Below are 12,724 nucleotides of genomic sequence, written 5' to 3' on the forward strand. Positions count from 1 at the left end.
TTCAGGGGCCCGCAAGGAGGCGCAGCCGACGAAGCGGGACAGATATCCGCAAATCCTGCCCCCGCAACCAAATCAAAAAAAGCCCGCCTGGACATATCCGGCGGGCTTTTGGCGTTTCTGGGGACCCAACAGACAGACGGCGCATCACTGCTCCGACCGCCGCCTTCGCTGCGCCAGCGCCCCACGACCGCCCCGGGGCAGGGGGCGTCTTGCCCGTCCGAGCTTGCCCTACAGCGTTACCGCAATATTAATGATTGCAATCGATAGTTGCGGCATCATTGGCTCCCGTGAGAGCATGAGGCTGCTCGCATACGTGGAGGTGGCGGGCGCAGGAGCGCAGCGCACCTTGAGGTTCAGAGATGACGACAATTTCGCCGAGCATGAACGCTGCTATCGAAATCCTGCGACGGACCGTAGAGCCGGATCAGGACGCCGGTGTTGTCGATGCTTCAGACGGTATCCTCAAGGCGGCGAATGGCATCTCGGCCGAGCCGGGCCGGGCGACAACGCAAGCGACGGATGCCATCAACCGCAGTCTGCTTGAGACAAAGGCGAGGGCGGATGCCTTTATTGGCACGGCGCTCGAATTCGTGAACTCGGACCGGTTCAAGGTCAGTGATCCGGCTGTGAAGGAGACGCTGAAGGCGTTGCTCAGCGAGAACGGTGAATTTTTTGCCGCTCGCATGGAGGCCGAGCTTGCCAACGACCCGGATCTGAGGCGAGAAGAAGCGATGGCCATTGCGCTGACCGAGACCGTCCGCAGCAATCGCAGCCGTTTTGGTGAGGGCGAAATCGTCCTTGGCTACGACCTGAAAGATGTGCCCAACCAGATCCATTACGTCGCCGACGTGGAGGGTCATACCTCAGGCGGGTTCCTGGCACAGGCGGAAAATGAGGCCCGCACTGCGCTCGGAGAAGCGCAGAAGTGGCAAAAGAATGCGAAGGATGGCGCGAAGGAGGACGCCGGCGTGGCTGTGGACGCTGCCGAGCGCAGGCACCGGACCGTTTTCGCGATGCTGCAGGAGTGGAATACAATGTGGGCGAAGAAGTTCGGCTGGAAGGATGAGCCGGTGAACGCCCGCTAAGACCTCGGGCTGGGTGGTGTGAATGCGTCCATTCAGGAGTAAGCATCAGGTGCACTGGATTGCGTTTGCAGCCAAGGCAAGCAAGCGCATATCGGCGACGTCATTTTCGCCGATATGCGTGCGATAGCCTCGCGCGTCGTGTCGGGTGCGCGAAGGTCGTTCCAGCGCTTCGAATTGCTGCATATCTGGTTCTCTGATCGGCGACGACTGAAGGAAACACGCAGCAACGGCTGCGCTTTGCGCTACACTGTTGCGGCGAGCCAGGCGCGGGTTTCGCTGAGGATCTCGTCCGACAACTCCGGATTGTCGGTCATGCGCGCCAGGATCAGGGCGCCGATCATGGTGGCCGATGTGCCGATCGCGGCGCGGCGCTTTTGCGCACCATCGTCGCCCGGCGCAATCTTCCCGAGGCGCCCGAACTGCTTCTCCAAAAATGCCGTCATTTCCACACGCGCCGCGTGCGGCTGGCGGCTCGTCTCAGAACCCAATGCGGCAAGCGGACAGCCATGCCCGAAATCATCACGATGCTCCGGTGATAGGTAGCGCTCGGCGACCGTCGTAAGGTCCGTCGACGCAGAGCCGGTTTCCGTCTGCAATCCGGCCAGGGTCTGCGCGATCAGGTCATCCTTCGATTCGAAATAGCCGTAGAAACCGCCATGGGTCAGCCCGGCCTGCTTCATGACATCCGTCACGGTCACGGCCTCAAAGCCACGCTCGCGGAAGAGACGACCTGCCGCCTCCAGAATCGTTTTCCTGTTTTCCTCGACCTGCTTCCGGCTCACGCGCATCACTGCCTCCTGAAATTCTGGTTGACACTATACATGATGATGATCATATATACAAATACATGATGAGCATCATGAATAAACCAGGAGCTTTCCCGATGACCAATAAGCCTAGCGTTCTTGTAACCGGAGCCTCCACCGGCATTGGAGCAGTTTATGCGGAGCGGTTTGCACGCCGCGGCCATGATCTGGTTCTGGTCGCGCGCAACGCCGAGCGCCTTGAGACCCTTGCGACCCAACTTCGCAGCGAGACGGGCGTTGACGTCGATGTGGTGCCCGCAGATCTGACGGACGCACAGGATCTCTCGCGGATCGAGAAGCGGCTGCGCGAGGACGCACGCATCGGCGTGCTCGTCAACAATGCCGGCACGTCGATCCCGCGCGGCTTCCTCGAGCAGGATGGCGACGACATTTCCAGGCTGATTGCGCTCAATGTGACGGCCGTTACCCGGCTCGCCCACGCTGCAGCACCCCGATTTGCCCGCAGCGGCGAAGGCGTGATCATCAATGTCGCTTCCGTGGTGGGGCTTGCGCCGGAAATGGGCGCAACTGTCTACGGCGCGACCAAGGCCTTCGTCCTGTTCCTGTCACAGGGGCTCAATATCGAGCTGGCATCCAACGGCGTCTACATCCAGGCCGTGCTGCCGGCTGCGACCCGCACCGAGATCTGGGATCATGTCGGCGTTGACGTCAACACGCTTGCCGGCGTCATGGAAGTCGGCGATCTCGTCGACGCCGCCCTCGTCGGATACGACCGTCGCGAACAGGTGACGATCCCGCCGCTGCCGGACGCCGCGCAATGGGCGAGTCTTGACGCTGCACGCCAGGCAATGTTGCCGAATTTCGCGCAGTCCGAACCGGCGCGGCGTTATCGCTCGGCGGCATGACCTGTGGCACAGGACCGGGGCCGATGACGTCGTCGGCCTCGGCGTGCCGGCAGCGGCCACGTGTCCGCGACTGTCCTTCGGGTCTTTAGGGCTGCGCTCGCCCGCTTCGGCCGAAACCTTGCAAGCGTTTGCCAAGCGTCGTCAGGCTGGTAGAGATTGGGGATCAGAGATTCGAGCGTCCGGCCACATCGGACGGCGCTCGCAAGCCCCTTCAAGCCGACATTGACAGCGAGAGCGTAACGCCGATGAAGAAGTTCAATCTGGGAACAACCGACCTTTCCGTTTCCTCTGCCGTGCTTGGCCTGATGCGCATCGCCGATCTCAGCGATGATGCCATCGGCCGGCTGTACGGCAAGGCGCGCGACGTTGGCATCAATGTCTTTGACCATGCGGATATTTACGGCGGCGAGCTCAATGCCTGCGAGCGTCGCTTCGGCGATGCGCTGCGACTGAAACCGGCCGAACGCGAACAGATCGTCATCCAGAGCAAGTGCGGGATCCGCCGCGGCTACTTCGATTTCTCCCGCGACCATATCCTTCAATCGGTTGATCGCTCGCTCGCCGCGCTGAAGACCGACTATCTCGACCTGTTGCTGCTGCACCGCCCCGACGCCCTGGTGGAACCGGAGGAGGTGGCGGAGGCCTTCGACAAGCTGCAGGCGGCCGGCAAGGTCCGGCATTTCGGCGTGTCCAATCACACGCCGCGCCAGGTCGACCTCTTGAAAACGGCGGTCCGCCAGCCGCTCGTCGCCAACCAGATCCAGCTCAGCATCGCGCATGCGCCGTCTGTTGCTTTCGGCATCGCTGCCAACATGGCGGGGCTGGAGCAGTCGATCGACCGGGACGGTGAAGTGGTCGTCTATTCGCGCATCAATCGCATGACGCTGCAGGCCTGGTCGCCCTTCCAGCAGGGTTTTTTTGGCGGCGTCTTCATCGGCGACGAAAAGAATTTTCCGGAGCTCAACCGGGTGCTTGACGAACTCGCCGCCAAGTATGCCGTTTCGCCTTCGGCCATCGCCTATGCCTGGATCGCCCGCCATCCGGCCAACATTCAGGTGGTGCTCGGAACGACGAGCCCGGAGCGGCTGGCTGACATCGCGCCCGGCGCCGATATCACGCTGTCGCGCGAGGACTGGTATCGGCTCTTTACCGCCGCAGGGCACGTTCTGCCCTGATCTCAGTTTTCGTTCACATCAAAAAGGCCCGCTCGGATCCGAGCGGGCCTTTGTCTTTGAGCGATGAACCGAAGCCGGTCAGCTGCGCGGCTTCAGGTTCTCGGGGTCGTAGAGCGGCTTGTAGCCGACGCCGACGACCTCGACCGGGTAGGTTTCGGCGAAATACTCGACGTTAAGCTTGCGGCCGACCTGGCAATGGGACCAGGGCAGATAGGCAAGGGCGATGTTCTTGCCGATCGTTGGACCATAGGCGATCGAAGTGGTGTAGGAGCGGCGGCCTAGCTCGTCGACCAGTACCTTGCCGGTTTCCGGGTCGATGACAGGCAGGGTGCCGACCGGGTAGCGCTTCACGCCGTTCCTGTCGGTGTTTTCCGTCAGGACAAGCGTGCACAGCATGGCCGGCTGATGGTCACGCGCCTTGTATTCGAGATGCTTGGCCTTGCCGCGGAAATCGACGTCCTTGACCTTCGGGCGGGCAAGGTCGGCCTCGATCAGGTTGTACTGGGTGAGAAGATCGGCGTTCTGCAGGCGCAGGCTCTTTTCCATGCGGCGCGAGTTCGCGTAGGTCTCGACACCGAAGGCCATGACGCCGGTCGAGCGCAGAGCGTCCCAGACGGCAAGGCCGTCCTCGTACTTCATGTGCAACTCCCAGCCCTGTTCGCCGACATAGGAAATGCGAAAAGCGGTGACGTTTTTGCCCGCGATCTCGATCGGCTTGATCGCCGCAAAGGCGAAGTTCTCGATATCGAGGCCCGCGGGATCGGCAACCACCTTCTTCAGCGTCTCACGGGCGTTCGGCCCCCAGATGCCGATGGTGATGAACTTCTCCGAAACGTCGGTGATGGTGACGTCGAGGCCGCGGTCTTCGGCGACGCGGCGCATGTACTGGAAGTCGCGCGGGCCGGCATCGGCGCCGTTGACCAGGCGGCCGCGGTCGGCCATGCGGAAGACGGTGAAGTCGGCCCGCACCATGCCTTCGTCGTCGAGGAAGTGGGTGTAGATGCCCTTGCCGATGTTGGCGTCGCCGCCGATCTTGGCGGCACACAGCCATTCAAGCAGCTCGACATGATCAGGACCTTCGATGTCGACCATGTGGAAGTGCGAGAGATTGACGATGCCGCAATCCTCGCTCATCGCCAGATGCTCGGCATTGGACACGCGCCAGAAATGGCGGCTGTCCCACTCGTTTTCGCGCACCGGAACGCGGTCGCCGTACTTCTCCAGCAGATGCTCGTTGGCGGCATAGCCGTGGGCGCGCTCCCAGCCGCCGAGTTCCATGAAGTAGCCGCCGAGCTCCTTTTCGCGTTCGTAGAAGGGCGAGCGCTTGACGTTGCGGCCGGTGCCATAGGGCTCGCGGGTGTGCACGGCCGGATAATAGATCTTCTGCGCCGCCTCGAAGCAGCGGCCCTCGATGAACTTTTCTTCCAGCTGGTGCGGGTAGAAGCGGGAGTAGTCGATCGAGGCGTGGTCGATCTCGGTGCGGCCGTCGGTCATCCAGTCGGCGATCAGCTTGCCGTAGCCGGGACCGTCCTTGACCCAGATGGCGACGCAGTACCACAGGCCGCGCACCTTCTGGCTCTCGCCGCAGGAGGGGCCGCCGGCGGCAGACACCTGCAGCAGGCCGTTGAAGGAATGGCTCTCGTTATAGCCGAGTTCGCCGAGGATCGGCGTCAGCTCCATGGCGCGCTCGAGCGGCTCGATGATCTGCTCCATCTCGAGGTCGCGCTGCGAGGGCGACAGGCGCGCCTCGTGCTTTTCGAGGATGTGGCGGGGATGGCAGAGGCGCGGATTGGTGGTTTCGTAGTAGCCCCACTCGATCTGACCGCCTTCGGTGGTCTTCGGGTCGCCGGTGTCGCGCATATAGGCCGAGTTGCCCTGGTCGCGCAGAAGCGGGAAGCCGATTTCCTTGCCGGTGCCCTCGAATTCGTTGTACGGGCCGAAGAAGGTGAGGGGGTGGTCGACCGGCATGACCGGCAGGTCCTCGCCGACCATTTCGGCGATCAGGCGGCCCCAGATGCCGGCGCAGACGATGACATGGTCGGCCATGATCGTGCCGCGATGGGTGACGACACCCTTGATGCGGCCGTTCTCGACGATCAGCGACTTGGCCGGCGTGTTGCCGAAGACCTGCAGCTTGCCGGACTTTTCCGCCGCATCGACGAGCTTGCCGGCAACCGTCTGCGAGCGCGGAATGACGAGGCCGGCATCCGGGTCGAACATGCCGCCCATGACCTGATCTTCCTCGATCAGCGGGAACATTGCCTTGATTTCGGCCGGCGAAACATAATGGGCGCGGGTGCCGAATGCCTTGGCGGAGGACAGCTTGCGCTTGATCTCCTCCATCCAGACGTCGTCGCCGGTGCGCGCGACTTCCAGGCCGCCGATGCGGGCGTAGTGGCCCATCTTCTCGAAGAAATCGATCGAATATTGCGTGGTCCAGACCGACAGATAGTCATGGCTGGTGGTGTAGCAGAAGTCCGAGGCGTGCGCGGTCGAGCCGATATCGGTCGGCACGCCTGACTTGTCGATGCCGACGATATCGTCCCAGCCGCGTTCGATCAGGTGGTGCGCGATCGAGGCGCCGACGATGCCCCCCAGCCCGATGATTACGACTTTCGCCTTTTGCGGAAACTCTGCCATTGATTGCGACCCTGGTTGGATTGGATGCCGGATTTTAGGGCTTGAGATGCCCCGACCAGAGCCTGTCTACGACATTCTCATCAAACTGCACGACCAGAGCCGAGCAATTTCCGGATCGCGACAGATGGGTGGTCTGAACGGTCATGCCACTGATTTCGTGAGACAAAGCGCCCGTTGGCGCGATTGCGGGTATCCCTAGCATATCGCGAATTCGAACGCACCCGAATGCGTCATCGCGTTGGCCCTGTTTCCCGGGTGAACGCGGGGTTCGGGGGCCAAGATAATCCCATCGGGTAAGATTGACAGTGACCGCTGATGTTAATAAGTTCGGTAACAGAACGAATTAAAAGAGGTCCCCGTGAACGACAGTCTGCGCATCTCCCGGAAGTTCTCTCAGCGCTCCGTCATGGAGGCGATCGTCCAGGGCGGACCGATTTCGCGTGCGTCGATCTCCAAGCAGACCGGGCTGTCCAAGCAGACCATTTCCGAGATCGTCCGCGGCCTCGAAGAGGAGGGGTGGGTTCAGGAGACGGGGCGCACCAGCGGGCATGTCGGACGGACCGCCGTTACCTACGAACTGGTTTGCGATGCCGCCTTCATCATCGCCGTCGACCTCGGTGGCACGAAAGTGCGCGTGGCGATCACCGATCTTGCGTGCCAGATCTTCGCCGAGGATACCGCCCCGACCGATCCGCGCGGTGGCCGTTTCGTCGTCGAGCAGATCGCCGCCATGGCCTTCGAGGCGGCCGATCGGCAGAAAATTGCGCGCGAGAAGATTCGGCTCGCGGTCGTCGGTGTTCCAGGTGCCCCCTGTAGCGAGACCGGCCGGGTGTTGCTTGCGCCGAACATCGCCGGCTTCGACACCATGGATGTCGTCGGTGCCTTCGAGGAGGTGCTCGGCTTCGGCGCCATGCTCGAAAACGACGTCAATCTCGCTGTTCTCGGTGAAAACTGGCTGGGCCAGGGGCAGGGGATCGACAACCTGGCTTATGTGGCGCTCGGAACCGGCGTCGGCAGCGGCCTGATGGTCGGCGGCCATCTCGTGCGCGGCGTCAGCAACGCGGCCGGTGAAATGGGTTTCCTGCCGCTCGGCGCCGATCCGTTCGAAGCGGAATCGCTGCGCACCGGCGCCTTCGAGCGTGCCGTCGCCTCGCATGGCATGGCGGAACGCTACGCGGCGCTTTCTGGCAAGACCGTCGCGGTGCCTGCGATTTTCGCCAATGCGGAAGCGGGCGATGCGGCGGCGCTGACGGTGCTCGACGAAACGGCGCGGTTCCTGGCCGCTGGCGTTGCGGCGATCGCTGCGATTGCCAACCCGCAGAAGGTCATTCTCGGCGGATCGATCGGCCTTCGGCCGGAGATGCTGTCGCGGGTGAAGGCCTTCCTGCCGCAGTGCTTTCCCTATCCGGTCAATGTCGAGACGGGTGAGCTTGGAGCGCGTGCTGCAATCATCGGGGCGGCGGCGATCGGGCTTGGGCAACTGCACAATACGCTCTTCGGGGTCGATGCGCCGGATGGTCGCATCTCGCTGCCCCGGGCAAACGTCACGGCACTTCGGGAGGCAATCTGATGGCGGCGAAGGACGGTTTGGTCGAAGGCTTGCGCTCCGCGCTCGACCGCGAGGCGGCGATTGCGTTGTTTCGCGGCGCGATCGGACGCGAGAGCATTACCGGTAACGAGGCGAATTTTGTTGCCTATCTGGCAGACGCCATGCAGCGTCTTGGCCTTGAAGGGGTGACGACCGCCGAGTTCCTGCCCGGCCGCCCGAACATCTGGGCGGAGCGCAAGGGTGCCGGCAAGGGGCCACGGCTGCTGTTCATCGGCCATACGGACACGGTGCATGTCGATGGCTGGCGCGAGCACTGGGCCGGCACCGAGCGCGAGGATCCGTTTGCAGCGCCGATCATCGACGGCGCCGTCTGGGGGCGCGGCTCGGGCGATCTCAAGGCGGGCATCTGTGCGTCGCTTGCCGCGCTGTCGTTGCTCGACAAGGCCGGCGTTGAGTTGGCCGGCGACGTGGCCTTTGCCTTCGTCGGCGACGAGGAAAGCGGCCAGCCTGGCACAGGCGTCTCGGCCGGCATCAAGGATCTGGTCGGCCGGATCGAGGCGGGCGAGATCGCGCGTCCGGATTTCGTCGTCTATGTCGAGCCGACCCGGCTTTCGGTCTATCCGGCGCAGATCGGCTTCTTCATCACCGACATCACGATCACGGGAAAGTCGGCCTATTTCGGAGTGCCTGAGCTCGGCAAGGATGCGTTGCGCGCCAGCCACGCGGCAATGTCGGCGCTCTGGCAACATTCCGACGAGATTGCCGCACGCGCCGAGCACAAGCTGATCGGTCGCAGTTTCCTCTTGATCACCGGGCTTGCCGGAGGCGGCTACATCGCCGTGCCCGAGCGCTGCACCCTGTCGCTGATCCGCAAGCTCCTGCCGGGGGAATCGCTCGACACGGCGGCGGCCGAGATCGAGGCGGCCGTTCGGGCTGCGATCACCGATCCGGAGGTCTCTGTCGAGTTTTCCTATCCGGCCGGCCGCGACCATGCGCTTGGCGGCACGGCTGCCGAGATCGACGAGGCGGCAACCGAAGTCGGCACGCTGTCGGCGTCCATGGCCGAGGCCATGGTTGGACGCGGTCAGATCGAAGGGGCGCCCTTCTGGTCGGAATCGCCCTTCTTCGTCAATCGCCTCGGCGTGCCGGCCGTTTATTGCGCACCGGGCGATATCAGGAATTGCCACACCTACGAGGAGCGGGTCGAGGTTGAGGAATACCTCGCCGGCGTCGTCGGTTTTGCCGCCTTCATGGCCCGCTACTGCGGCGTCGTGGACTGAACTGCCAAACAAGAGGGAGAACGACAATGCTTTTGAAGAAATTGATGGCTGCTGCGCTCGTCAGCGGTTTCGTGCTTGCCGCAAATGCCGCTTCCGCCCAGACCGTCGGTCCGTCGGGTGAGAGCGCAACGCCGAGCGCCGATGTGGCCCTGACCGACGCCGATATCGGCGCGCTCAAGGGCAAGGGCTACAAGGCGGCGCTGCTTTGGCACACCTCGTCCGACTTCACCAATGCGGTCTCGGCTGGCGCCAAGGACGAGTTTGCCCGCGCCGGCGTCGAGATCGCGGTGACGACGGACGCCGGCTTCGACGCCGCCCGCCAGCGCAGCGACATCGAGACCGCGCTTGCGGCCAAGCCGAACGTCATCCTGGCCCTGCCGCTCGATCCGGTGACCTCGGCCGAGGCCTTCCGCCAGGCCGTCACCGACGGCAGCAAGCTCGTGTTCCTCTCCAACCTGCCGAGCGGCTATAAGCAGGGCGCCGACTATGCCTCGATCGTCACCGACGATCTTTTCCAGATGGGCAAGCAGGCGGCCGACGCGCTGGCAAAGGCAATAGGAAACAAAGGCAAGGTCGGCTACATCTTCCATGACGCCAGCTACTACGTGACCAACCAGCGCGACCAGGCGTTCAAGTCGACGATCGAGAAGGATTATCCTGACATCAAGATCGTGGCCGAACAGGGGATTTCCGACCCGGCACGCGCCGAGGAGTTGGCAAGCGCCATGCTGCTGCAGAACCCTGATCTCGACGGCATCTATGTGACCTGGGCGGAACCTGCCGACGGCGTGCTTTCGGCGCTGCGTTCGAGCGGCAACACCAAGACCAAGATCGTCACTCTGGACCTTGCTGAACCCGTCGCGCTCGACATGGTCAAGGGCGGCAACGTTACGGCACTGGTGGCCGACAAGGCCTATGAACTCGGTCGCGCGATGGCGGCTGCTGGCCTGAAGTCGCTGCTCGGCCAGCAGACACCCGCCTTCGTCGTCGCGCCCGCGTTGACCGTCACCAAGGACAATGTCGCCGACGGCTGGAAGCAGTCGCTCAACCGCGATGCGCCGCAATCGGTGCTCGACGCGGCGAAGTAATCCGGTCAGCCGCCGGGAGAGAGGACGCTTCCGGCGGCATCATCCAAAAGGGAGGCAGATATGCATAGGGCAGTGAAACACTTCGCTTTGCTGGCAACGGTCTTTGCCGCGACGTCAGGCTTTGCGGCTGATGGCAAGACCACGGGTCCGCACGGAGAGGCCCCGACGCCGGCAAGCAGCCTGACGCTGACATCGGCGGAAGAGCAGCAGATCAAGGACGGCAAGTTCACCGCAGCGCTCGTCTGGCACGAGATGAGCGAGTACACCAACGCGGTCAACAGCGGCGCCCATGACGAGTTCAAGCGGCTCGGCATCGAGGTGGTGGCGCAGACCGACGCCGGTTTCGATGCTGCGCGCCAGAAGGCCGATGTCGAAACCGTGCTTGCCAAGAAGCCCTCGATCATCCTGTCGCTGCCGGTCGATCCGGCGACGGCTGCCGTCGTCTACGATCCGGCCCGCACGGCCGGCGTGAAGCTCGCCTTCGTCGACAATTCGCCGGCCGGCTACGAGCACGGCAAGGACTATGTGACCATCGTCTCCGACGACCTCTTCCAGATGGGCAACAAGGCGGCCGTCGCCATGGCCGACGCGCTCGGCGGCAAGGGCAAGCTCGGTTACATCTATCACGACGCCGATTTCTACGTGACCAACCAGCGCGACGGCGCCTTCAAGTCGACGATCGAGCAGGACTATCCTGACATGAAGATCGTTGCCGAAGCCGGCATGGCGGATCCCGCCCGCAGCGAAGAGATCGCGCAAGGCATGATCACCCAGAACCCGGATCTCGATGGTATCTACGTGACATGGGCGGAACCCGCGCTCAGCGTGCTGTCGACGCTGCGCGGCGCCGGCAACACCCACACCAAGATCGTCACGCTCGACCTCAACGAGCCGGCAGCGCTCGACATGGTCAAGGGTGGCAACATCGCGGCCCTCGTCGCCGACGAGGCCTACAATATCGGCGTCACCGCAGCGCGTGCCGCCGCCGGCTCGTTGGTCGGCAAAAAGGCGGAACCCTTCCTGGTGGTCGACTCGCTTGCCGTCACCAAGGCAACCGTCGCCGATGGCTGGAAGAAGTCCCTGAACAAGGATGTGCCCGCGACGATCGCGGATGCGATGAAGTGATGCCCGCCGCATGCGTCCCGGATCGTCGTCGATTTGGGACAAAACATGCAGCTTCTTATGGTGCTACGGCGACCTTTGCATGTCTGGCAAGACGCGCGGCGCCGTAGTGCAGGGGGCGGTCCCCCTGCCTTCGGAGGAAGAATGATGTCCAGTGCCCATTCCAGCGCGAGCGGCCAGCCGGCAAGCCTCGTCAACCGCCTCAACCTGCAGCAGTACGTCGTCTATCTCGGCTTCCTGGCGATCTTTCTGTTCTTCGCCATCGTGCTTCGGGACAGCGGCTTCCTGACCGTTCGCAACCTGTCGAACATCATGCTGCAGACGGCGCCGGTGACGATCATGGCGATCGGCCTCGTCTTCGTCATGTCGGCGGGGGAGATCGATCTCTCGATCGGCTCGACGGTCGCCGTCTCGGCGCTGGCGGCTGCGGTGACCGTCAACGACTATGGCCTCGCCGCGGGCGTCGTCGCCGGCATTGGTGCAGGCCTCGTGATCGGGCTCCTGAACGGCTTGCTCGTCGCCTATGTGAAGCTGCCGTCGTTCCTGGTGACGCTTGCGACGCTCGGGCTCTTTGCGGGTGTCTCCCGCTCAATGACCAACCTGCGCTCGATCCCGGTGACCGACAGCACCTTCACCGGCTTCTTCGGCTCGGGCTCATTCCTCGGTGTTCCCTCGTTGATCTGGTGGACCATCGTCGCTGTCGTCTGCGGCCACATCATCTACCGCGAGACCCGTTTCGGCGCCCATGTCCTGGCGACCGGCGACAACAGCCGGGCGGCGAGCGTTTCGGGCATCAGCGTACCGCGCATCCGGCTGGCCGTGCTGATGATCAGCGGCGGTCTCGCCGGTCTCGCGGGCCTGCTTTACGCCGGCCGTCTGCAGGCGGCGAAGTACACGCTCGGCGAGACCGATCTGATGACGGTGATTGCCGCCGTCATCGTTGGCGGCACGCTGCTCAACGGCGGCAAGGGCACGATCATCGGCGCGCTCGTCGGCTCGCTGATGATGGGCATGCTCAACAACGGCCTGATCCTGATGGGCCTTTCCGTTTCCGACCAGATGATCGTTCGCGGTCTCATCATCCTCGCTGCGGTCGCCGTGTCGCTGCGCGAA

At 63.4% G+C, this 12,724-nt stretch carries 10 protein-coding genes; 8 read left to right on the forward strand and 2 right to left on the reverse strand.

Translation table 11 applies throughout. The features are described from left to right. Positions 1-359 precede the first annotated feature (359 nt). Entirely contained in the window at positions 360-1,085 is a 726-nt protein-coding gene (locus VGO12_RS05455) for a hypothetical protein (RefSeq protein ID WP_327511711.1), read from the forward strand. Positions 1,086-1,327: 242 nt separating this feature from the next. Here the strand turns inward: VGO12_RS05455 and VGO12_RS05460 are convergent, their stop codons facing one another. After that, a complete protein-coding gene (locus VGO12_RS05460) occupies positions 1,328-1,873 on the reverse strand; it encodes a helix-turn-helix domain-containing protein (protein ID WP_327511720.1) in 546 nt (181 codons plus the stop codon). A gap of 95 nt (positions 1,874-1,968) precedes the next feature. Between VGO12_RS05460 and VGO12_RS05465 the strand changes: the two genes are divergently transcribed. Beyond that, entirely contained in the window at positions 1,969-2,757 is a 789-nt protein-coding gene (locus VGO12_RS05465; protein ID WP_327511712.1) for an SDR family oxidoreductase, read from the forward strand. Positions 2,758-3,002: 245 nt separating this feature from the next. Beyond that, positions 3,003-3,932 (forward strand): aldo/keto reductase, encoded by a 930-nt coding sequence (locus VGO12_RS05470; protein WP_327511713.1) that lies wholly within the window; start codon positions 3,003-3,005, stop codon positions 3,930-3,932. 78 nt (positions 3,933-4,010) lie between these two features. On the opposite strand, the gene VGO12_RS05475 is transcribed toward VGO12_RS05470, so the two are convergent. Next, positions 4,011-6,572, reverse strand: a complete 2,562-nt coding sequence (locus VGO12_RS05475) for an FAD-dependent oxidoreductase (RefSeq protein ID WP_327511714.1) — start codon at positions 6,570-6,572, stop codon at positions 4,011-4,013. Between the two features lie 358 nt (positions 6,573-6,930). Between VGO12_RS05475 and VGO12_RS05480 the strand changes: the two genes are divergently transcribed. From VGO12_RS05480 to VGO12_RS05500, 5 genes are all read left to right on the forward strand, one after another. Then, positions 6,931-8,142: an ROK family transcriptional regulator gene (locus VGO12_RS05480; RefSeq protein WP_327511715.1), complete on the forward strand. Its 1,212-nt coding sequence runs from the start codon at positions 6,931-6,933 to the stop codon at positions 8,140-8,142. Continuing rightward, a complete protein-coding gene (locus VGO12_RS05485; protein ID WP_327511716.1) occupies positions 8,142-9,401 on the forward strand; it encodes a M20 family metallopeptidase in 1,260 nt (419 codons plus the stop codon). The genes VGO12_RS05480 and VGO12_RS05485 overlap by 1 nt, the downstream gene beginning before the upstream one ends. 26 nt (positions 9,402-9,427) lie before the next feature. Further along, the gene (locus VGO12_RS05490; RefSeq protein WP_327511717.1) at positions 9,428-10,489 is read left to right on the forward strand and encodes a substrate-binding domain-containing protein; all 1,062 of its coding nucleotides are present in this window, start codon (positions 9,428-9,430) and stop codon (positions 10,487-10,489) included. Positions 10,490-10,549: 60 nt separating this feature from the next. Further along, complete coding sequence (locus VGO12_RS05495; protein WP_327511718.1) at positions 10,550-11,614, forward strand: substrate-binding domain-containing protein; 1,065 nt, start codon at positions 10,550-10,552, stop codon at positions 11,612-11,614. Between the two features lie 141 nt (positions 11,615-11,755). Continuing rightward, a partial coding sequence (locus VGO12_RS05500) for an ABC transporter permease (protein ID WP_327511719.1) occupies positions 11,756-12,724 on the forward strand: 969 nt, incomplete at its 3' end.

It is taken from the genome of Ensifer sp., assembly GCF_035999135.1.
GTDB lineage: Bacteria > Pseudomonadota > Alphaproteobacteria > Rhizobiales > Rhizobiaceae > Ensifer.

Excerpts from the sequence above, each read along its gene's own strand:
- VGO12_RS05465 (WP_327511712.1), top strand. The coding sequence starts at position 1,969 with ATGACCAATAAGCCTAGCGTTCTTGTAACCGGAGCCTCCACCGGCATT.
- VGO12_RS05460 (WP_327511720.1), bottom strand. The coding sequence starts at position 1,873 with ATGCGCGTGAGCCGGAAGCAGGTCGAGGAAAACAGGAAAACGATTCTG.
- VGO12_RS05455 (WP_327511711.1), top strand. The coding sequence starts at position 360 with ATGACGACAATTTCGCCGAGCATGAACGCTGCTATCGAAATCCTGCGA.
- VGO12_RS05470 (WP_327511713.1), top strand. The coding sequence starts at position 3,003 with ATGAAGAAGTTCAATCTGGGAACAACCGACCTTTCCGTTTCCTCTGCC.
- VGO12_RS05485 (WP_327511716.1), top strand. The coding sequence starts at position 8,142 with ATGGCGGCGAAGGACGGTTTGGTCGAAGGCTTGCGCTCCGCGCTCGAC.
- VGO12_RS05475 (WP_327511714.1), bottom strand. The coding sequence starts at position 6,572 with ATGGCAGAGTTTCCGCAAAAGGCGAAAGTCGTAATCATCGGGCTGGGG.
- VGO12_RS05495 (WP_327511718.1), top strand. The coding sequence starts at position 10,550 with ATGCATAGGGCAGTGAAACACTTCGCTTTGCTGGCAACGGTCTTTGCC.
- VGO12_RS05490 (WP_327511717.1), top strand. The coding sequence starts at position 9,428 with ATGCTTTTGAAGAAATTGATGGCTGCTGCGCTCGTCAGCGGTTTCGTG.